General features: G+C 61.4%; 14 protein-coding genes. 9 read left to right on the forward strand and 5 right to left on the reverse strand.

All coding sequences use genetic code 11. The features are described from left to right. Positions 1-100 precede the first annotated feature (100 nt). Positions 101-415 (forward strand): hypothetical protein, encoded by a 315-nt coding sequence (locus SOM47_RS11975; RefSeq protein ID WP_320505691.1) that lies wholly within the window; start codon positions 101-103, stop codon positions 413-415. 74 nt (positions 416-489) lie between these two features. On the opposite strand, the gene SOM47_RS11980 is transcribed toward SOM47_RS11975, so the two are convergent. Together SOM47_RS11980 and SOM47_RS11985 are read right to left on the reverse strand one after the other, a co-directional pair. Next, the gene (locus SOM47_RS11980; RefSeq protein WP_320505692.1) at positions 490-1,293 is read right to left on the reverse strand and encodes an OmpA family protein; all 804 of its coding nucleotides are present in this window, start codon (positions 1,291-1,293) and stop codon (positions 490-492) included. An 87-nt stretch (positions 1,294-1,380) separates the two neighbouring features. Further along, a complete protein-coding gene (locus SOM47_RS11985) occupies positions 1,381-9,039 on the reverse strand; it encodes a YadA-like family protein (RefSeq protein ID WP_320505693.1) in 7,659 nt (2,552 codons plus the stop codon). Positions 9,040-9,548: 509 nt separating this feature from the next. On the opposite strand from SOM47_RS11985, the gene SOM47_RS11990 reads away from it, so the two are divergent. Then, complete coding sequence (locus SOM47_RS11990; RefSeq protein WP_320505694.1) at positions 9,549-10,220, forward strand: VOC family protein; 672 nt, start codon at positions 9,549-9,551, stop codon at positions 10,218-10,220. Between the two features lie 62 nt (positions 10,221-10,282). Here SOM47_RS11990 and SOM47_RS11995 read toward each other — a convergent pair whose 3' ends face one another. The 3 genes from SOM47_RS11995 to SOM47_RS12005 form a co-directional block, all read right to left on the reverse strand. After that, on the reverse strand, positions 10,283-10,459 hold the full coding sequence (locus tag SOM47_RS11995) for a hypothetical protein (RefSeq protein ID WP_320505695.1): 177 nt from the start codon (positions 10,457-10,459) through the stop codon (positions 10,283-10,285). 351 nt (positions 10,460-10,810) lie between these two features. Further along, on the reverse strand, positions 10,811-11,704 hold the full coding sequence (gene ubiA, locus SOM47_RS12000) for a 4-hydroxybenzoate octaprenyltransferase (RefSeq protein WP_320505696.1): 894 nt from the start codon (positions 11,702-11,704) through the stop codon (positions 10,811-10,813). A gap of 120 nt (positions 11,705-11,824) precedes the next feature. After that, a complete protein-coding gene (locus SOM47_RS12005) occupies positions 11,825-14,050 on the reverse strand; it encodes a polysaccharide biosynthesis tyrosine autokinase (protein WP_320505697.1) in 2,226 nt (741 codons plus the stop codon). Between the two features lie 704 nt (positions 14,051-14,754). Here SOM47_RS12005 and SOM47_RS12010 point away from each other — a divergent pair. From SOM47_RS12010 to SOM47_RS12040, 7 genes are read left to right on the forward strand one after another with little or no spacing between them, the layout of a single operon-like run. Then, positions 14,755-15,921, forward strand: a complete 1,167-nt coding sequence (locus SOM47_RS12010) for a nucleotide sugar dehydrogenase (RefSeq protein WP_320505698.1) — start codon at positions 14,755-14,757, stop codon at positions 15,919-15,921. A 4-nt stretch (positions 15,922-15,925) separates the two neighbouring features. Continuing rightward, on the forward strand, positions 15,926-17,218 hold the full coding sequence (locus SOM47_RS12015) for an O-antigen ligase family protein (RefSeq protein WP_320505699.1): 1,293 nt from the start codon (positions 15,926-15,928) through the stop codon (positions 17,216-17,218). A gap of 45 nt (positions 17,219-17,263) precedes the next feature. Continuing rightward, positions 17,264-18,286 (forward strand): glycosyltransferase, encoded by a 1,023-nt coding sequence (locus SOM47_RS12020; RefSeq protein ID WP_320505700.1) that lies wholly within the window; start codon positions 17,264-17,266, stop codon positions 18,284-18,286. Next, positions 18,283-19,074 (forward strand): WecB/TagA/CpsF family glycosyltransferase, encoded by a 792-nt coding sequence (locus SOM47_RS12025; RefSeq protein ID WP_320505701.1) that lies wholly within the window; start codon positions 18,283-18,285, stop codon positions 19,072-19,074. The genes SOM47_RS12020 and SOM47_RS12025 overlap by 4 nt, the downstream gene beginning before the upstream one ends. Next, positions 19,046-20,137 (forward strand): polysaccharide pyruvyl transferase family protein, encoded by a 1,092-nt coding sequence (locus tag SOM47_RS12030; protein WP_320505702.1) that lies wholly within the window; start codon positions 19,046-19,048, stop codon positions 20,135-20,137. Before SOM47_RS12025 ends, SOM47_RS12030 begins: the two co-directional genes overlap by 29 nt. Further along, entirely contained in the window at positions 20,124-21,005 is an 882-nt protein-coding gene (locus SOM47_RS12035) for a glycosyltransferase family 2 protein (RefSeq protein WP_320505703.1), read from the forward strand. Before SOM47_RS12030 ends, SOM47_RS12035 begins: the two co-directional genes overlap by 14 nt. Beyond that, positions 21,002-22,474 (forward strand): lipopolysaccharide biosynthesis protein, encoded by a 1,473-nt coding sequence (locus SOM47_RS12040; RefSeq protein WP_320505704.1) that lies wholly within the window; start codon positions 21,002-21,004, stop codon positions 22,472-22,474. The genes SOM47_RS12035 and SOM47_RS12040 overlap by 4 nt, the downstream gene beginning before the upstream one ends. Position 22,475 lies beyond the last annotated feature (1 nt).

The following is a 22,475-nucleotide window of genomic DNA, read 5'->3' on the forward strand; positions in this document are numbered from 1 at the left end:
CAGCGCGTGTGCGCTAGAATCGCGTCCAGAAGATGCATGGGCCGTCTGCCTGTGCCGGAGCGTTGATGTGAAATCGATCTGGACGACGATGCTGTTGAGCGTGGCGATCGCCCTGCCCCACCAGGCGCGTGCTGCTGATACCAGCGAAGGTGCGTTGTATGCGGTCAATGCGGCTGCACTGGCTGCGGCCATCACCCATTGCACGGCACGCCATGGCGAGCTGCAGCAGGGCTCACCGGGTGCGGCGTGTTTCGTCCGCGCGCGCGGGATATTGGGGACGTTCGGGTTGAAGCAGCGCTCCACCGAGGTGGCGGCGCGGTGCAAGGATCCGGCGCAGTTCAATACATGTCTGACGCCTGAGATTGCGCGGATGACGCATGCGTTGAATCAGGAATTCGCCAAGAGCGGGATCTGATGGCAAGCGAGTGACGACCAACGGTCGTCACCCACCAGGAGCATGACGGCCAGCGGCCGTCACTACCGGTGCGGTCAGCGTGAGCCGCTGACGGCGATTTCCACGCGGCGGTCCGGGGCCAGGCAGGCCACCAGGGCGCGGTGTGCCAGCGAATCAGCGCAGTCACGCGTTACCGGCTCTGCTTCGCCGTGGCCTTCGGCACGGATGCTGGCTGCTGCCACGCCCTGGCTTACCAGAACGCCACGCACGGTGTCTGCGCGTGCCTGCGACAGGCGCTGGTTGCTCTCATCGCTGCCGATGCGGTCGGTATGCCCGACCACCGTCACCTGGCTTTCCTTGGCGGCGCGGATTTCGGCGGCGATGCGCTTCAGTTCGGCGTTGCCGTCCGGCTTGATGTCGGCCACGCCAGCACGGCCGAACGCGAACAAGGCGTCAGCCGACAGCGAGAAACGCGCCACGCCGTCAACGGCCGCGGGCGCCACCGGGGCGGCCGGCGGGTTCAGCACGTCGGCGCAGGATGCCGGTGCCCAATGGAACGACTGGCCGCGCTTTTCCTCGTCGAACTGCACCTGGTACTGGCAGGTCACCACGCCTTCGGGCGTGCGGAAGTGGAACAGGTAATTCCAGGCCTTCGGCGCGAAGCCTTCGCTGAAATGCGGGCGGCCCAGCAGGTCGTACAGCTGGTCCTTGGTGACGCCCGGGCCCACGCTGCGCAGGTTGGCCACGTTGGGGAAGGTGCCTTCCTTCAACACGATGCGGTCGCGGTCCGGGAAGCTCACTGCGCCCGGGCCCTGCTTGGTGGCCTGGGTGGTGCAGGCCGCGAGAGCCAGGACCAGCGCGGCGGTTGCGCCGGCTTTGAAACGGTTTGCGATATTCATCAAACAATCCTTCGAATTCGAATGGGATACAGCGTGGGAACTGGGGCCAGCGCATGGCCGGCCCCGTTCCCCCAGGTCACAACGACATCACCACTGCAGACCGGCACCGACCGAGAAGCCCCAGTCGCGCATGGTGTTGCCGCTGGCCTGGGCCTTGTAGACCCAGCGGCCGTTGTCGGTGATGCCGGACAGGCCCAGCGCCATGCCGTACTCGCTCTGGTAGCCACCGAAGGCCATCGACAACATGCTCTTGCCCGGCAGGTAGGCCTGCGGCAGGCCGGCCATCGCCATCGCCGCGGCAGTGGCGCTGCGGTAGCCGCGGTCCAGCTGCCACAGGTCGTCTTCCACCTTGCCGATGCGCGCATCGGTGTACTGGTTGGCCGAGGTGATGGCCTGGTTGACGCCGGCGGTGAGCTGGTTGACGTTGGTGGCATCGGTGCCGGCGATACCCGCCGCAACGCCGGTCATCGTGCGGCCGCCGATGTTGACCTCACCGGTGGAGGTGCTGCTGCCCACGTACGCGGCGTTGTAGCCGGTCTGTGCGCCCACCGTGGTCTTCGAGCCCTGGCCCAGTGCCACGCTGTTGTCATGGCTGGCCACGGCCCCCTGGCCGATGGCGGTGCTATTGGCGCCGCTGGCCACGGCCTGGTTGCCCAGTGCCGTGCTGTTGGCGCCCGATGCCACCGCGCCCTTGCCGCCGCCCACCGAATTCTGGCCGGTGACCTGCGGCTTGTTCAGATCACCATCCTGGCTGACCTGGAACATGCCGTCGGCACCGTACTCGATGTCGGTGACCTTGGCCGCGGTGGTACCCGCAACCAGATTTGCGTTGCGGATATCGCCTTCCACGCTGCTCATGCGCCCATCCAGATCAGTGATATCGCCCTGGATGTCCACCACATCGTTGCGGATGTCGGTGATGTCGCCGCGGATATCGATCAGGTCGCCCTCGATGGTGGTGACCCGGTTGTCGATGCCGTCGATGCGGGTGTTGACCACGCCGATCTGGGTATCGGTGTACTGCTTGGAATCGCCCACCGCACTGGCAACACCGGCATTGAGCTGGCTGACGTTGACCGCATCGGTCGCCGCCGAACCGGCTGCCACGCCGGTGACCTGGCGGCCACCGAGGTTCATTTCGCCGGTCGAGCTGGAGCTGCCGACGTAGGCACCCTGGTAGTTCGCCTGCGCGCCCACCGTGGTGGCCGAGCCGGCGCCCATCGCGATGCTGTTGCCATGGCTGGCTACCGCGCCGTTGCCGAAGGCCAGGCTGTTGGCCGCCTGCGCATTCGCGCCTGCACCGAGTGCCAGGCTGCCAGTACCCGCGGCCACTGCGCCCACGCCCATCGCAACCGCCTGGTCGCCATCGGCTTGCGCATCGCGGCCCGCGGCGATCGCATCGGCACCGGTCGCACCATCGTTGGCTTCGTTGCCGCCACCGGTGGAGTTGACGCTGTAGTAACGCGTACGACCGGCTTCGATGGCATCGCCCATCTGGTCCACGTTGACCGCATCGGTGCCATCCACGCCTGCAGCGACGTTGGTGATGCGGCTGCCGCCCGCATCGATGCCGGCGCTGGTGATGCTCGGGCCACCGACCAGGGTCAGGCCGTTGTTGTTCAGCAGGCTGTTGCCGATGGCAATGCTGCCGGTGTTGCCCAGGTCCAGGTTCTTCTTCAGGCTGACCGCCACCACGCCGGCATCGTCCGCACCGGTCTGGGCCACGTCCAGGTTGCTGTCGCCGGTGAAGGTGACTTTGCCGTTCGGGCCGATGTTGGCGGTGTTGCCTGCCGCATCGGTGACATTCCAGCCGGCGCTGGCGACATCGCTGACCTGCTTGAGCTGGTCTTCGGTGGCCGCTTGGCCGCTGGTGATTCCGGTCGGATCGAACGAGGTGTTGCTCAGCCCGCCGATGGTGCCGGTTGAGCCGTTGAGCACCAGCGGGTTCGCACCGCCGACGGTGATCGCCGTCGCACCGACGTTGCTGCTGTAGGTGCCATCGCTGACCGCCAGATTGCCCGCACCGAGCACGCTGGAGGAGGTGCCGTCGTTGACCACCACGCCGCTGTTGTCGACCACGGTGTTGCCGGTGGTGACACTGCCGGTGCTGCCCAGGTCCAGGTTCTTCTTCAGGCTGACCGCCACCACGCCGGCATCATCCGCACCGGTCTGGGCCACGTCCAGGTTGCTGTCGCCGGTGAAGGTGACCTTGCCGTTCGGGCCGATGTTGGCGGTGTTGCCACCCGCATCGGTGACGTTCCAGCCGGCGTTGGCGACATCGCTGACCTGCTTGAGCTGGTCTTCAGTGGCGGCCTGGCCGCTGGTGATGCCGGTCGGGTCGAACGCCGTGTTGCTCAGCCCCCCGATGGTGCCGGTGGCGCCGTTGAGCACGATCGTGCCGCCCACGTTGATCGCGGTTGCGCCGATGCTGGTGGCACCGGTGCTGCCGGTAACGGTCAGGCCATTGGTGTCCAGCGTGCTGTTGCCGGCGGTCAAGCTGCCGTTGGCACCCAGTTTGATGTCTTCAGCCAGGCCGAAGGACACGTCATTGCTGTCGTCGGTCTTGGTCAGTACCACGTTGCCGTCGGCCGAGCCCAGGTCCACGCTGCTGCCGGTCGGGCTGGTCGAAGACACCTTGGATACGTTCAGGCCATCGGCGCTGATGTCCCAGCCGGCGCTGACGGTCTGGCTGACCTGCTGCAACTGGTCCTCGGTGGCGGCACGACCGCTGATGATGCTGCCCGGAGTGAAGGTCTTGTTGCTCAGGCCGGTGACGGTACCGTTGGAACCGTTGACCACGATCGCGTTGGCACCGCCCACCACGACGCTGCCGGCGCCGAGGGTGGTGGTGTTCACACCGTTGCCGACCGATACGCCGGTGCTGTTCACCACGGTGTCGCCGGTGGTGACGCTGCCGGTGCTGCCCAGGTCGATCTGCTTCTTCAGCGTGATGCCGACCACACCCTCATCGTCCACGCCGGTCTGGGCCACGGCCAGGTTGTTGTCGCCGGTGAAGGTGACCTTGCCGTCCGGACCGATGTTGGCGACGTTGCCGTCCGCATCGGTGACGTTCCAGCCGGCGTTGGCCGCGTTGCTGACCTGCAGCAGCTGGTCTTCGCTGGCGGCCTGGCCGCTGACGATCTTGGTCGGGTCGAAGCTCTTGTTGCTCAACCCGTTCACCGTGCCCACCATGCCATCGATGACCACTGGATTGTTGCCGCCTACCTGCAGGCCGGTGGTGGTCAGCTGGCTGGTGTTGGTGCCGTCGAACAGCGCTACCGCGCCCGGCGCCACGGTGGTGAAGCGGGTGCCATCGGTCAGCATCGCCATGCCGCCACCGATCATCGTACTGCCCATGGCGTTGTTGACCTGCACGCCATTGGTGTCGACCACCGTGTCGCCGGTGGTGACGCTGCCGGCGCTGCCCAGGTCGATCTGCTTCTTCAGCGTGATGCCCACCACGCCGGCGTCGTCCACGCCGGTCTGGGCCACGGTCAGGTTGTTGTCACCGGTGAAGGTGACCTTGCCGTCCGGGCCGATGTTGGCCGCGCTGTCGTCTGCATCGGTGACGTTCCAGCCGGCATTGGCCACGTTGCTGACCAGCTGCAACTGGTCTTCAGTGGCGGCACGACCGCTGGTGATGCTGCCCGGGGTGAAGTCCTTGTTGCTCAGGCCGGTGACGGTACCGGTGGAACCGTCCACCACCAGAGGGTTGGCACCGCCAACGACCACGCTTGTGGCACCGATGTTGGTGGTGTTGCCACCCGTGGTCACTGCCACGTTGCCCGCGCTGACGGTAGTGTTCGAGGCGCCATCGCGCACCACCGAGGAACCTGCGTTGATGATGTTCGACACCGAGCCGTCGGTGATCGCGACGCCGGCGTTGTCGATCCGGGTGTCACCGGTCTTCAGGCTGCCGTCGCCGCCCAGGTCGATGTCTTCGGCCAGCTCGAACTCCACCGTGTTGCTTGCGGTGGTCTTGCGGACACCCAGGTTGCCATTGGTTGAACGCAGGTCGATGTTATTGCCCAGCGGGCTGGCGGGACCAACATTGGTACCGTTGGCACCCTGTGCACTCAGGTTGATCCCATCATCCAGCTGCGACAGGGCTGATTGCACCGTCGTGTGAGCGGTGTTGCCCACGGTGAGTCGCGCGTTGACCGTATGCCCGCTGTAGAACGACGTGCCGCCCAGGCTGCTTGCAATGGAGCGTCCGGCGGTGTCCAGATCGTTGCCCAGGGCGTCCACTGCAGTGTTGGTCGCGAACAGCTGGCTGCCATTGATGGCATCGGTGCTGGAGCCGCTGATACGGCCGGCTGCGACGTTGGTGAGGGTGCGCTTGATCGTATCGGTACCGACGCTGACCGTGCTGCCCGGGGCAGCACCGGCAAAGGTGTAGCCGCGTCCGTCCACGGTGATGCCGGTGGTCGGCACTGCCGCTGCGGTGACCGAATTGTGGCCCAGTGCCACCGAATCGGCGTGCGAGGCGATTGCATCGCGACCAAAGGCGATGGCATCGCCTGCGCTGGCGCGGCTGCCGCGGCCCAGTGCATAGGCATCGGCGCCGCTGGCCTGGGCATTGAAGCCGGCCGCGAAGCTGTTGACGCCGGTAGCCTGCGCGTTGTTGCCGATGGCACCAGAGTTCTGGGCCGAGGCAACTGCGGCGGAGCCCGTTGCAATGGATGACGCACCGCTGGCGGTGGCGCCGGTACCGGTCGCAACCGCCGAGACGCCGCTTGCATTTGCATCGGTACCTGCAGCGAAGGAGGAGGTGCCAGTAGCCACGGCGCGCGTGCCTACCGCCGATGCCTGGACACCGCGCGCACTGGCGCTGTCGCCCAGCGCAAGGGCGGACTGCGCCGTGGCATTGGCCGAGGCACCCATGGCCGTGGCATTGCGCTCGATCGCCCGCGCGCTGTTGCCGATGGCCGTGGTGTTGACGTTGTTGGCTTCCTCACCCGGCACCGGGCTGGACACGCCGGCGATGGCGCCGGTACCCAGTGCAAGCGCGCTGGTGGCATAGCCGCGCGAGTTGGTGCCCGATGCAATCGCATCGGTGCCGGTTGCGGAGGCGTCGGTGCCGCTGGCATGCGAACGCAGGCCGCTGGCCCGCGCACGGGTGCCCTGCGCCATGGCGTCGAAGTTGGTCGCGTGGGCATCGTCGCCGATGGCCAGCGCGCGCTCCTCGGAAGCAACGGTGCTGCGGCCGATGGCCGTACCCGAGTCCGCACTGACTTCGGCACCGGTGCCGATGACCACCGCATCGTTCACGGTCAGGCCCGGCGCCTTCGGATCGGCCTGGGCATCCGTGCCGATCACCACCGAATTGTTGCCTGAGCTGCGTGCCCCGTTACCGATGGCCACGCTGCTGTCACCCAGCGCATCGCTGCCATCGCCGATTGCCGTGGACGATTCGCCGATCGCCTTGACGTCGCGGCCCAGCGCAACCGAGCCTTCCTGGTCGGCACTGGCTTCGTAGCCGACGGCCAGCGCCTGGCGGCCGGCGGCATCGGAGCGCGCGCCGATCGCGACCGCGTCGGTGCCGGTGGCGCCCGCATTGTTGCGATTGGTCGGATCGGTCGAGTTGATGCTGACGTACTGGCTCTTGTTGTCCGCGATCGCCTGGTCAAGCTGGCCCACGTTGACAACATCGGTGTTGGCGACGCCCGCGGTGATGTTGTTGATGCGGCCGGCAGCATCGGTAGTGACCGCCGTGGCGGGCAGGATGTTGACCTGGCCGCTGGACAACGCACTCAGCGCACCGGTGACCGTGTTGAACTCAAGCGTTTGCCCGCCCTGCGTGGTAAGCGTGATCGGCGTGAAGTTGCCGTTAACGTCCACGGTGACGCCGCCACCAACGAAGGTTGCAACCTTGTCCTGCGACGCCTGCAACTGACGCACGTTTACTGCGTCGTAGCCAGTGGCGCCGTCAGCCACGTTGACGATGCGACGCTGGAGGTTGCTGGACGTGTTGCCAACCGATACCACGCTGCCGCCCACGACCGCGGGACTGGCGGTCAGGAAACCGGCGCCGCTGTAGTCCGTTGCGAGGGCGCTGGAGCCAGCACCCACTGCGATGTGCCCGCCTTCAGCGGTGGTGTTGCGGCCGAGCGCGACCGCCGATGCATCGGCGCTGCTGTTGGTGCCCAGGGCCAGGCCGTTGGTCAGCGCACGCGCGTTGTAACCAAGGGCTGCAGATTCGCTTTCTGCCTGGCTGTTGGCGCCTACGGCGACGGCCCGATTGCGGTTTCCCGCGGCCGTGTTGGCCTGGAAACCGAGGGCAACGTTCTGGTCGCCGGTGATACCGGTACCTGCGCGGCTACCGATCGCGATGTTCTGGTCACCAACCACGCCGGTACCGGCCTGGTAGCCCATCGCCGTGGTCTGGTTGCCGACCACGCCGGTGCCCGCGCCCGTACCGATGGCGATGTGCGAGGTGCGATCCGCTGCCGTGGTGCCGGTGGTGCCGACGCCAGCGCCGCTACCCAGGGCGATGCCATTGGGTGAATCGGCTTCGGCGCCGTTGCCGGCAGCCAGCGAACCTGCGCCGGTTGCAATGGCACCGTTGCCCAGCGCCACGGCGTTGGCGGCGAGCGCCTGTGCCGCTGCGCCCACTGCCACGGCATTGGCGCCGCTAACGCGCGTTGCCGCGCCGATGGCGACCGCACGTGCGGCGGTGACACCCGTCACGGCAGAGCCGGTGCCTAGCGCGATGGCATCTTCGGCGAAGCGCGACTCCACCGTTGCCTGCTCACCCATGGCGATGGAACCGGCTGCCGGCGTGGTGGCCAGCTGGCCGATGGCAATGGCGGCCTGCGCGGTGGACGCGGTGGACGCGCCGTCGCCGGCGGCGATGCTGTGCCAGCCTTCGGCAATCGTGTTCGGACCAATGGCGACCGACTGTCCACCCAGAGCCTGCGAATCGGCCGCTGCGGAGTTGGCATGGAAGTACTTCACGCCGGCGCCGACGGTGTACAGACTCTCGCGCAGACTATAGATCTGGCCGCCGTTGACGGCTTCCTTGCTACCGGCGGTGAGCGCGCCATCTGCCACGTTGGTGATCTTGCGGTCACCCGCGTTGATGCCCGTGGTGGTCACGCTGGGGCCGTTGGTGATGCGCAGGCCGGTATTGTTTATCGAGGTCGCACCGGTGGTCACGCTGCCGGTCGCGCCCAGGTCCAGCGCCTTGTCCAGTGCCACGGAAACGGTGCCGTTGTTCTGCGAAAGCGTGATGTTGTCGTCGCCCTGGAAGGTGACGGTGCCGCCCGGGCCGATGTTGGTCTGGCTGCCGCCGACGGCCACGTTCCAGCCAGCGTTGGCCGAATCACTGACCACCTTCAGCTGCTCTTCGGTGGCTGCGCGACCAGCGGTGTAGCTGCCATTGGCGTTCCACGCGGTGTTGGACAAGCCACGCAGTTCGTTGTTGCCGGCGTCCATTACCAGGTTTCCCACGTTGATCGCGTTGGCACCGATCGCAACGGCCGCGCCGACGCGCAGACCATCGTTGTCCAGCACGGTCTGGCCGGCGGTCACCGAGCCATCCGGGCCGAGATCCATGTCCTGAGCATGTGCGCCCATGGAGACCAATGCCAATGCCACACCCAGCGCCAGGCGCGCATGCGCACCACCGCGCTGCGTGCCGACCGCACCGACCGTGGCGCCGCCGCCGTCACTGCTGGCCAACTCAGAGGCGACCACGATCCGGCCGAGCGCTTTGTTCCAGATTTTCCGGTAAATCTTGTTCATTGAAGGTTCTCTACGGGAGTGACGAAGTCGACGGCACGCTGCTGGTGGCCGCACGTAGGCGCGGCCGCCGCTGCACATAGCAGCTGCGATCCGCAGGAGCGCGCCAGCTGGCGGGCTAACCGGTGGTCGGAGGGCGAACAGCAGCGAATCGCTTGGTGGAAACCACGCGCGCACAGGACATCGACAGGCCCGCAGGGCCCGTGCATGGCGAATTCAAGGCGAAGCAAAGCACCGCACGCGCTTTCGCGCGACGTTGGGTACTGCGACATAAGGAATTGCCCCCTGTACGACCCGAATGGATCGTTACCGATCGCCAGGCCAGGGGAGGTTTGAAAGTGCGGGTTGCCGGCGTACGCACGAGGGCGAAAGCCAGACTCCTTGGCACTGCTCAACCATCCACTGGTCTACCGAACAACGCAATCCTAACAATGTGTGATTGGCGTCGTCAACAAAGTGAGGTGTACGTCACACTTATGCCTCGTGAGGGCGCTGGCGATACAGTGGGGGCCATGCGTATCCGAAACCTCACCCTTCCCGTATCCGATCCCGACAGCGTCGCCCGCTACTTTCGCGACACGCTGCAGCTGCCCGTGCACGAATACCAGGTAGTGATTGGCTGGAGCACCATCACCCTCGCTCCCGCCGATGGACGGCCGGTCGGCGGCGTGCACCTGGCCTTCAACGTGCCGGATAACCGCTTTGTCGAGGCGATGGCATGGTTGCGCGCGCGCACGCCGTTGCAGCGTTCGCCCGATGGCAAGGACTACTTCGCGCTTGAAAGCAGTTGGCAGTCCCAGTCGGTGTACTTCACTGGCCCGGATGGGCTGATACTGGAATTGATCGGCCGGCGGCGCCTGCCCGCGTCATCGCGCGTGGGGGCCTTCGATGGCAGCGAGCTCACCTGCCTGAGCGAGGTCGGACTGCCGGTTGCCGATGTGCCGGCGACGCAGCGTGTGTTGAGCGAGCGCTTCGGGCTGCAGCCGCTGTCGGAACCTTCGCCGGTGTTCGCACCGATGGGCGATGACGAAGGCCTGCTGATCCTGGTGGATGCCACGCGTCACTGGTTCCCCGAACAGGTGGACCTGCCGAATGCACAGGGACTGGTGGTGGAGATTGAAGCGCCTAGTGGGGCTGCGGAAGTGGCCGATGCCGGCCAAGGCTGGAGCGTGCGCAGCCGCTGAGGGCCCTCAAAAACAAAGCCCCGCGGGTGCGGGGCTCTGCTTCTTCAGCTCAGTGCAACAACTCATTCTTCTTCTTCGTTGGTGCCCTGCTGCTGGTTCTGGTTGCGCTGCTGCTGTTCCTGCTGCTGTTGCTGCTGCTGGTCGCGCTGACCCTGCTGACCCTGCTGGTTCTGCTGGCCCTGCTGGTTGTGCTGACCCTGCTGGTTCTTCTGGTTCTGCTGATTCTGCTGATTGGCCATCTGGATGTCTCCCTAAAGCCGCATGCGGAATGCCGCGGTCATGGCCATCCTCTGCAGACGCTGGTTAACCATGTGTGCGCATGTGTGGAGGACGGCGTCACGACGTCGTTTCCGCGCCTGCAAAACACCCCGGAACCCTTATGGCACAAGCACCTTAAAAGTTCATACTGGGATTGCATGTGTTCATGGCGCGGCGTGCTTTGGCCTATTCAGCCGTAGCCTGGATCGTGACGTTCCGATGACGGCCTCCACCAAGCGTGCCGACCAAGGGACACCACGCCGTTGCATGGGTGGGTGACGACCGTTGGTCGTCACGCTCTTCCCGCTGCGCTCGCCGAGCGTGGCTCGGCGCTACCTGACTGCCAGTGCCAGCGCGATCCCCACGAACAGCGCCGCCCCCACCCAGTTGTTGTGCAGGAACGCCTTGAAGCACGGGTCGCGCTCACGCTTGCGGCACAGCCAGAACTCATACCCCACCAGCCCGGCCGCCACGCCTACCGAAACGAAGTAGTACACCCCCAGCTCCGCCCGCACGCCCACCAGCGTCATCGCCGCCAGGAACAGCGCGTACAACACGCCCTGGATCACCAGATCCAGATCCCCGAACAGGATCGCGGTGGAATGCGAGCCCATCTTCAGGTCGTCATCGCGGTCCACCATCGCGTACCACGTGTCATAAGCGGTGGACCACAGGATGTTGCCCACATACAGCAGCCACGCCAGTGCCGGCACCTCACCTTGCACGGCAGCGAAGGCCATCGGAATGCCCCAGCCGAAGGCCATGCCCAGGTACACCTGCGGCAGGTGCGTATAACGCTTCAGATAGGGGTAGCTCGCCGCCAGGAAGATGCCGACGAAGCTCAGCGCGACGGTCAGCCAGTTCATCGTCAGTACCAGCGCGAACGCCACCAGCATCAGCACCGCGAACAGCATGAGCGCGTGCCGACCACGTACCGCCCCGCTGGCCAGCGGACGATCCTTGGTGCGCTTGACGTGCGGATCCAACCAGCGGTCGGCGTAATCATTGATCACGCAGCCCGCCGAGCGGGTCAGCCAGACCCCGGCGGTGAACACGAACAGCGTCCACAGCGGCGGCAGACCGCCCGACGCCAGCCACAGTGCCCACCAGGTGGGCCACAGCAGCAGCAACGTACCGATCGGGCGATCGGCGCGCATCAGTTTCCAGTAATGCCGCCAGCGCGGCGTCGCGTCCGCGCGGGACGCATCAAGGGGAGTGTGTGACATGGGGAAATGATACTCCCGCCGGACAAAGGCCCAGGTAGTGACGGCCGCTGGCCGTCATGCGTCAGCAATCGGTGGGTGACGACCGTTGGTCGTCACGCCTTGACCCTCAGAACAACAGCCTCAATCCTTGCCGTCAGACTTGTACTCGTAGTACCCGTAGCTGTAATAGCCCGTCGCACGCTTTTCCACCGCGTTGAAGATCGCGCCCTTGATCTGCACGCCGTTTTGTTCAAAACGCTGCAGGGTAAGCAGGATTTCCTTCGCCTGGTTCACGCCGAAACGGGTGACCAGCAGGCTCGATCCGGCATGCGTCGCGACCAGCGCCGCATCGGTCACGGCCAGGATCGGCGGGGTATCCACGATGATCAGGTCGTACTGCGCCGACAGCGACTCCAGCATCTGCTGAAAACGCGGGTGCATCAGCAGCTCGGCCGGGTTCGGCGGAATGTCACCACGCACCATGTAGTGCATGTTGTCCAGGCCCGGCACAGGATGGATGGCCGCCTCGATTGCCAGCTTGCCACCCAGCACGTCCGAAAGACCCTTCTGGTGCGAGATACCCAGCAGCTTGTGCAGGGTGCCCTTGCGCATGTCCGCATCGATCACCAGCACGCGCTGGCCAGCCTGTGCGATGACCGCACCCAGGTTGCTGGAAACGAACGTCTTGCCGACACCCGGACGCGGGCCGGAGATGGTCAGGATGTTGTTTTTGGCTTCCAGCATGGCGAAGTGCAGGCTGGTCCGCAGGCTGCGCAGCGCTTCCACCGTGGGATCTGCCGGGGAGCTCACGGCCAGCAGATGCTGGCGGCCATCGGCGATCACGCGGGTGCCATGCTTGCCCTTGCGCAGCTTGGGCATGGACGTCGAAACGCTCAGTGGAATGGCGGCGTAGACCGGCAGGCCAAGTTCTTCGAGTTCTGCCGGATCTTCGATGCCCGGATTGAGCATGCGCTGCAGGAAGACGAAGGCCGTGGCGAGGAAGGCACCGAGCAGGGTGGCGATGATGACGATCAGCTTCCTCCGTGGCTTAACCGGATTAGCGGTATCTACCACAGCAGAATCGACTATGCGCACGTTGCCAACCGCACCGGCACGTGCAACGTCCAGCTGTTGCGCTTGGTTCAAAAGCGCCGTGTACAGCTCGTTGCTGACCTGAAGGTCACGGGTCAGGCGCAGCAGTTCCTGCTGGGTATCGGGAAGATCACTAACCTGACGCTTGAAGCCAGCCTTGCGGCCTTCCAGCTCACCCAGCTGATTGAGCAGTGCGCGGTACGCGGGATGCTCGCGAGTGAAGCTGCGATCCATCTCTGCCTGCTTCAGGCGCAGCGTCTGGATGCTGCTTTCGACCGCGACTTCCTGCTCCAGCAGGCCCTTGGTCTGCATGGTGATGTCGACGGAGTTGGCACGCGACTGGTACGCCGTCATGGCGGCCTGTGCCTGCTCCACGTCGCGACGGACCGTGGGGAGCTGATCCTTCACGAACTGCAGCTGCGACGCAGCCTCCGCGGAACTGCGGTCAACGTTCTGACGCGTGTAGGCCTCGGCGACGCGCTGGACCAGCGCCTGGGCCAGAACGGGATCCTGGTCTTCGTAGGTCAGCTGCAGGATGCCTGATTCCTTGCCTTGCTCTGCAGCGTTGATCCCTTCCTGTAGACTTGCCAGGACATCAAGCCGGCGCAGCTTGGTCACATTGAAACGCATGCCTGGATTGGCACGCAGCGAAGCGACCTCAATAGATACTCCATGGCCCTGCGCGGGTTGCCCAATCTGGCCACGCAATAGCTCATCTCCATCACTGTTATAGAGCGTGTATCCACCTGCGTCCGCGGTGGATTCCAACATCAACGTGTCACCGATCAGCGCCGGTGGCACGTCGAGGCGGTGCACAACGAGTGACTCGCCACCCCAGCCATAGCTGGACAGGCCCAATTTAGCCGGAGCGACGTCAGCCTCACTTTCAGGACTGAAGCGGCGTGCGAAGAAGCCACCGAACAGCGGCAAGCGACGTGGCTCGACAGCGATCTCGAGGTTCAACTGATCGACGGCTGTGCCTATCACGCTACGTGAAGTCAACAGCGCAACTTCGGTGGTTGCTGCGCTACTTCCACCACCGCCCAGCGAGGAGAGATCAGCCAACCCAGGAATCGAAGGAACTTTCGATTCGACCTGCACCATGGCTTGCGCTTGGTAAACCGGCGGAGCCAGCAGCGCATAGGCCACGCCCACGACGAAGCACACCGCTGTGACGCTTATGATCCACCACTTACGATCGAGCAGAACACCCAGCAGCTCGCGCAGATCGATCTCATCGTCCTTGGCCACACTAGATCCCGTTTGCTTTGTCATTGCGTCCACTTAATTCAGGACCAACCGCGCGCCTTGCCGGGCTGATCAGTCGGATTTCTTCTAGAGCGCGGCCACGAGGCAACCAATCCGCGTACGCGCACTTCAAGGGCCGCTCGCAAGCCCGGATAAAGCGAAATTAATCTTTTGCATCAAATACTTACTTATGGACATCGAGCGCCAAGCGGGTCAGTTTACCGCATTGCAGCGAGCGATCGGACGCGCGCCGTGGGACGCAGCCCGAAAAAGTGTGACTCAGTTCCACTGTACCCACGAGATTGTCCCTCCTGCCGCAGCCACACGTCCAAGCCACGCGGGACGCACGGTTGGTATCATTCCTGCTAAGAGCGCCGTGCGGTGATTGGAGTTCCACGCCCGCTACCGAGTGGCGTCAATTGGACGATGCCAGGCGAGCTGGAAAGACCGGCACAAGAAGCAACCGAGTTCATTCACTGGAGCCCAAGAATGAATCACGCCAGTGCGTCAACATAATTGAGGCGTTGTCCGGTAGGCGCTGTCGCATCTGCCTGTAGTACGATTCCCTACGCTCGCCAGAGACATCCCTACAGGGGTACTCGCGCGACAAGTTCCATCAGTAACGGGTAATGGCGAACAGAGGTGCGTGTGAGGGGACACGCATCGTAGCTGGGCTTGCCATTCCTGCCTCCCCACAGAAGTGCGTCAAAGAGACGAAGGATTCCCCCGCAATGAAGATTGCCGTGGCCGGGACAGGATATGTCGGCCTATCCAACGCCGTGTTGCTTGCACAGCATCATCAGGTTGTTGCGTTTGATATCAATGCAGAGCGGGTGCACAAGATCAACGCGCGACAGGCACCGATCGAAGATCGCGAGATCGAGGATTTCCTGCGTAACAAGCCCTTGGACCTTGTAGCCACGCTTGATCGTCGCGAGGCGTACGAGGGGGCAACGTTCGTCATCATCGCAACCCCGACGGACTACGACGTCCAGACCAACTACTTCAACATCTCCTCGGTTGAGTCGGTCATCAGGGACGTACTGGAAATCAACCCGGATGCCGTGATGGTGATCAAGTCAACCATCCCGGTGGGCTGCACCACAAAGCTGCGCGAACGTTTCAACACCCGGAACATCCTGTTTTCGCCCGAATTCCTGCGCGAGGGCAAAGCGCTCCACGACAACCTGCATCCGAGTCGGATCATCGTAGGAGAGCGATCCGAACGCGCGACCGCTTTCGCCGGACTGTTGATGGAAGGCGCAATCCGCAAGGACGTGCCGATCCTTTTCACCGATGCAAGTGAGGCGGAGGCGATCAAGCTTTTCGCCAACACCTACTTGGCAATGCGGGTAGCTTATTTCAATGAACTGGATACCTATGCCGCTGCTGCCGGCATGGATACGGGCCAGATCATCGAGGGCGTCAGCCTTGATCCCCGCATCGGCGACCACTACAACAATCCATCATTCGGATACGGCGGCTACTGCCTGCCGAAGGATACCAAGCAGTTGCTGGCTAACTACAGCAACGTGCCGCAGAACATCATCCACGCAATCGTGGAATCCAACCGCACCCGCAAGGATTTCATAGCTGAGGAAGTCCTCCGCCGTAAGCCGAAGGTCGTTGGCATCTACCGCCTGGTCATGAAGGCGGGATCGGACAATTTCCGCGCCTCTGCCATCCAGGGAGTAATGAAAAGAATCAAGGCAAAGGGGATAGAAGTGGTCGTTTATGAGCCGGTTCTTGCCCAGACCGAATTCTATAGCTCCAGAGTTGAAACAGACCTTGCCAAGTTCAAGAGAGACGTCGACATCATCATTGCAAATCGTCTGACCGATGACCTTACGGATGTCAAATCGAAGGTTTACACGCGCGATTTGTTCCGGAAGGACTAATTCGATGAATGTCTCAAACGTGCGCGCACATGGAAAAGCCACACTGGCCCTTCCCGTCGGCTCTACTGTAGCACTCTGTCTCGGAATAGGCGGAGCAACGATCGGCGTTAATGTCGCGGGCACCTACGCGGTCACTGCAATATTCGTTTGCATCGCGATAGCTCTAACGCTGGCCCGCCATGGCATCAGCGCAGTAATCCGCAACTGGCGCAGAATCGACTTTTTGGCCGTAGCGTTCCTCGGCTGGATTACTCTCATTGAGATGTACAACGCGGCAACACTTCGTCATACACCTAATATGGGGTCAATTGCGCTGTGGGCACTTGCGTACCTGTCGAGCTGGCCAGCAAGGCTAACAGTCGCCGACGAACGAGGATTCATTCGCTTTGCCATGTTCTTCTGCATTCCATCAGTGCTCGTCGCTGCCATTGCTATCGCACAGATGCTTCGGCTTCCCGGCGTCAATGAACTGATGCTCCAGGTCGTGCGAACGTCCGGACTGGAACAGCGATTGGCAATTTCCAGAGAAATCCGTGCCACCAGTCTAATCGGGCATCAGATAGGACTCGGGGCCTATCTGTGCGCGGTCCTTGCCTTGCTCGGCGGTGCACTCATACTTGGCAGGCAGCAGCGCGTCAAGACAATCCGCACAGCGGCGATGTGGGTAACCGCATTCGTTGGTCAGCTAGCAACGGTCACCTTTGCGACGACCGCGCTATCGTTGGCGATCGGATTGGCCATTGCCGCCAAAGTAAGGGTCCGGTTGTGGATGGTGACGACCGCCCTCGTCGGTATAGCGCTGGGATGGCAGGTTTTCGGTGCTTTCATCGCGCAGCGCGTGGATCAGCAGGCTGCGGGATCCTTTGATAGTGTCAGTCAATATGCGTGGCTCCCAGAAACGCTGGGATTCAGGGTGAGCAAGTGGATAACAGAGACGATCCCTGCAGCGATGCATAGACCCATGAGCGGCTGGGGATATGGTGTTTATGAATCAGCCGAGAATGGTTGGCCGGTGTCCCCCAGCGAGCTCAGCTGGATGTCTCCCGAGTCAGAGTGGCTTCGGACTCTGATAAGCGCGGGCGCACCCGGACTACTCCTGGAAGTGCTGCTTCTTCTGGCCATGCTGGGAAGCGTCTCCGCAAAGGGCCCTTCAAGCGCGCACTTGTTTCCGCTAAAGGTATTCATAGCAGGACTGCTGATCGCCTGCTTCATTCATAGCCATCTCACCGGGCCGGGAGTGATCGTTGCGCTCTGGGCAATTGTAGGGGCAGCGTGGGGTTCACAAAGGCCTCAATAAGGTCTGAACCATATACCCCCTCGCCCACGTCAGGAGCTACCTGCAATGACATCTTTTGAAATAGACCGCAGGCCGGTCATACACACGCTACTCTCACTCGCGCCACCAGATGGAACCACAAGATTTGTTGATCAACTGACCGTCGAAGCACCCATTGCTTCGCGATTCTCGTTTTTCTCTTGGCGCACCGCCCTACTAGGGCGCTATGACGTTTTCCATGTCCACTGGCCCGAGTTTCTGCTTAGATCGCCTCATCTCCCAGTCCGACTGGTTCGAGCGGCTTTGTTCGCTGCCTTCATGCTTCGTCTTAAGGTAGCTCGAATCCCTGTCGTCAGGACGCTGCACAATCTCAAGCCCCACGAGTCAGGTACGGCGCTGGAGAAAAAGCTGCTCGCTTGGTGCGACGCGCTTACAACTCTCGATGTGAGGTTGAACGAAGACACACCGCCCAGAAAAAAGCCGCTACGCACTATCCTGCACGGTCACTACATAGGACGCTTCAGCGTCGATCAACGTAGTGCCTCCACCCAGGGGCGACTCCTCTACTTCGGCCTCATTCGCCCCTACAAAGGGGTAGAACGCCTAATTGAAGTTTTTTCGGAGCTTAGGGCGGAAGGTCTCTCACTGCGGATCCTCGGCAATCCCACCTCGGAACTTCGAACCTTAGTCGAACGCGCGTGCGTGACAGACCAGCGCGTAAGCAGCGACCTACGTTTTGTTCCAGACGACGTGCTTGGAAACGAACTGCAGTTGGCTGAACTTGTAATCCTACCCTACAAAGAGATGCACAACTCGGGGGCAGTACTGGTTGCATTGTCACTGTCACGCCCGGTCCTTGTACCTCGCTCACGCAGCAATGAGCTCTTGGCTGCAGAGGTAGGTGCTGGTTGGATTTACATGTACGACGGTGACCTGTCCGTTCCAATCATAGAGCACGCAGTGAACCAAGTTCGATCCTGCGACCGCCCCCACGGTGCACCCCTCTTGAGCAAGCGGGACTGGGCCGTGGTAGCAGACCAGCACTATCTGGCATACGCAGATGCAATGAAGCTTGCAGGGAAGGAATGAATACTGAGATTACACGGACGCTGAGTGAACTTGCCTCCCCCGAAGTGAGTACTCAATGGAAAGATGCTGCATTGGGAAAAAGAGACGGATGGTTTGTGTCCTTTATCAATCCATACTCAGTTAGAGTTGCGTCGACTTCGCCGTCGTATCTCGATTCCCTCCGTGCAATTGATGAGGTGCTAGTCGATGGATCCCTGCTCGCGTCACTCGCCAGCCGGATCCGGGGAAAGAGAATAAATCGCCGCTCTTTCGATGGAAATTCCATCGCGCAACTCGTTTTTTCTTTCTGCGAACAGCACAGCCTTAGAGTCGCACTAGTTGGTGCTGAAAAAGGCATTGCGGAACGCGGGGCAAGGGTCATCTGCAAATCCTACCCCTCGCTGCAGATACCCGTGCTCAGGCATGGTTTTTTTGCCGACTCAGCCGAGATTGAAGACTTCATCCCCGAAATTGTAGCGGCGGGAGTCAACTTGGTGATCGTCGGCATGGGCGCACCGCATCAGGAGTCCTTCCTACTGCGCCTTCGAGACGGCGGCTTTCGAGGCGCCGCATTCACCTGTGGAGGCTATCTCGATCAGTTGAGCCAAGGTGAGATCGAATACTACCCAAAGATCATTGAGCGACTGAACTTGCGAGCTCCTTATCGACTTTTCAAAGAGCCCAAAAGGCTTTCAAAACGATATCTCGTCGATTACTCCAACTTCTATCGAGCGGCCATGCGTTTACTAATTAGAAAAAGATCTGCCAACCCGAAAGCGCGTGGATCAGAAAATCGTGAGGCCAAATAAAATGGGAAGATATTCATTCTTCAGCCTGAAGACCCAGTTTGAGAATCTCGGCGACGCCCTCATCAATATCGAGCTTATTCGCATCGCGTCAAGATACTCCACGGTACTCGTTGATCTCTCCAGATGCGAAGAGTCCTTCGCCAACTCGATATCTACCAGTTGTGAAGGTGCCGAGTACTCAGACAGTTCCGCATCACTGTTCCTTAGCCTTCTGAAGCGTCGACTACATGGCGACGAGTGCTATTATTTCCTGAGTCCAGGAGGCTATTTTGGCACGCTTCGCGCACGCGAACTGCCGTCACGCGTGATGAACACACTCGTGCTGTGTGGCTTGCGACTGGCTGGCGTCAGAATCGTGCTTGCGGGCGTTTCAGCAGAGCGGTTTTCACCCGCGTATCTCACGTTGTTCCGCATACGTCGTATGCTGATCCATCGGCTTCTGGCCCGGGATACCCTCTCGCAACAATATCTAAGCGACCGCTCCATTACCGTGGATGCAGTTGTTCCTGATCTCGCATTCAACCTGTTCGATCTCGAGCATAAAAATGAAATTCCCCAGCCAGACCGAACCACCTTGGTATTTTCCTTCCGTTGCGACCAGACGGACGATGCGCGCGAACAGGTAAGGCGACTCGTTCGTCGCGTGATGGGATCACTTGAAGAATCTGCAAGAGTAATTTTTTACAGCCAGGTCGTCCGCGATGATCAGTTTATGGCCGAGCTTGCGACTGATGCCGAAGTCCTTTCTTCAAATGTAAATTCGACTTTCATTTCGGAGCATAGATCTGTCGAAATGGCGCAGCAGATCTTGTCTCAGGGAACAGTCGTCCTATCCAATCGCCTGCATGTACTTCTGGTAGCTGGAAGTGTGGGGTGTCGTGTTCAGCCAGTGGTGGACGAGATGGTCAACGCTAAGGTGAAGGGCCTTTTCGAAGATATAGGCGTTTCTTCGATCACATTTACGGACGCGTTCGACCATCGCACCGGTGGCAAACCCATCTTGGCGCAGGGCGATGCCCAGCGTCATAAGCTGCTCAAAGGCTTCAGCGATGTCTACATCTGAGGCTGCGAGCTTCTTGGCCACCGTAGTAATACCTGCTCATGGGCGCACGGAGCTTGTAGAGAGAGCGGTCAAGTCTGTAATTAAATGCGACTTAGGAGACCATGTTGAGATAATCCTCGTCGATGACTGTTCGATCCCACCTTTAACGGTCAAAAGTCTGCGTCCTCAGGACCGAATCATTCGCCTCTCTAGCCGCAGTGGTGCAGCGGTAGGCCGTAACGTGGGCATGACGAAGGCTCAAGGTGAGTTCATCTACCTCCTTGACAGCGATGACATGTTTCTGCAAAGAGACTTTCAATCCGACCATAAGCATTTAGACAGGACTTCCTTGCACTATTGCAGCGTGGGCTCGGAGAGGGAGCCTCGCTTCCCGATGACGCTATCCAGAGACGACCTGATCGCATCACTTCTTTTTCGCTATCCGCACATCTGCCAGACATCAAGTCTCGTGTTCCACCGGGATCTACGGCTTCGTTTTGACGAAAGCCTGCCGAAGCACCAGGACTGGGATTTCGTTCTTTCCGCTGCACTGTCCGGTGTTTCGCTTATAAATTGCCCAGGCGTCAGTCTCTTTGACAGGAGTGACAAGAGCTCGTTGTCGCGGACGTACGACCCTTCGCGCTCTCATCCCTGGCTTATCAAGATCGCGGAGGATACCAGGGTTTCAGAGATCGAGAAGCTGATGATCCATTTCCACGTCATGGGCAAGTATCCTATGGAGATCCGGTGGCGCCGGTTCACCTCCCTCGCGGTTCGTTTTCTGGTTCAGCACAAAACGAGCCTAGGGTTTGTCATGCGTTCGGTCGCACATAGGCTTATCCAGACCTTCGGAGCGGGCCGGACCAGTCGTAAAGACGGCCTCGCATGAGCCTCCTGCGGACTGCCCAGAAGGGCGCAGCTGTCACGCTGGTCGGGCAGGCTGCTCGTTTCATACTGCAGGCTGGATCCATGGTCGCTCTGGCGCGACTTCTCGATGCCGATGACTTTGGGGTCGTAGCGATGGTGACTGCCGTCACGGGACTAGCACTCGTTATCTCTGACTTTGGACTTTCTCTAGCTTACGTGCAGGCGGAAAAAGTTACGGAACAGGAGCGCACCAATCTCTATTGGCTCAACCTATCTGCGGGAGTTCTGCTCTTTTGCCTGTCCTATGCTTGTGCGGAGCAGTTGGCCACCCTCTACCGTGACCCAAGACTGGTGGAGGTTTGCCAAGCCCTTTCGTTCGTCTTCCTGCTGACATGCGCCACGGCTCAGCACAGGGCGGACTTGAGCAGGCAGCTGCGTTTTGGGGCGCTAGCCAGGTGTGACGTGCTTTCTGCCGCTGTGTCCACCGGAGTGGCTGTCTTGTCAGCGCTGAATGGCGCGGGCTACTGGGCGCTGGTATGGCAGCAGATCACAATGGCCTTGGTCAGCAGCCTACTGCTTGTATGGGCTGTGCCTTGGGCACCGTCTCGTCCACGAGAGCTAGCCAATCTGAAGCCGTATGTGCGGTTCGGTATCAATACAAGTCTTGTACAGATCCTGAACTATGCAACATCAAACGTGGACAGTGTATTAATTGGCCGACGCTGGGGTGCCACCGAGCTGGGCTACTATGATCGCGCCTACCAACTCTTTAAAGTGCCCCTAAATCAAATTGCCGCGCCTATGACCCGCGTTGCGGTACCGGTTCTTTCCAGAAGCGGGACGGCCGCTCAGTTCCGAGAGCTTCTCGACACAGGTCGCTTGGCATTGGTTTTTAGTGTCGGACTCCTCTTCTTATTCGTATCGGCTACATCCAGCTTCTTGGTTCCGATTGTCTTTGGCCCTGGATGGACGCAATCGGGCCCTGTACTCTCGATCCTGACGTTGGGCGGCTTCTTCCAGGCACTGACATACCCCTACTTCTGGGTGTTCCTCTCCAGAGCAGAGACCGGGCTCCAGCTTCGATTCAGCGTTTTTACAAAGGTGATTGCTATTGCCCTGATGATCATAGGTTCTCATTGGGGAATTTTAGGAGTGGCCTCTGCAGCAGCCCTGGGAAGTTGCTTGAACTGGCTCATTCTCACCTGCCTAGCGATGCCGCGCTTGGGCTTGGATGCAGGCGTTCTGCTGCGAACCACTTTGATTCCAGTCGGATGGATTGCTGTCCCTGCTTTACTCTCCTACGCATTAAGCTTTTGGCTGAACAACGTGACTTCCATCGCCGGCCTTTCGGCGTGCGCGGGAATTTACACTGCGTGGATCCTGGGCACGCTCACTGTCTCACAAAACGCTCGATCGATGCTGGTGCATGCAAAGATCCTGATCCGCAGTAAGATGCAATCCAAAAAAGTACGAGACGATAAGGAAAACTAAC

The organism is Stenotrophomonas sp. CFBP8980 (genome assembly GCF_034046095.1).
Classification (GTDB): Bacteria; Pseudomonadota; Gammaproteobacteria; order Xanthomonadales; family Xanthomonadaceae; genus Stenotrophomonas; species Stenotrophomonas lacuserhaii.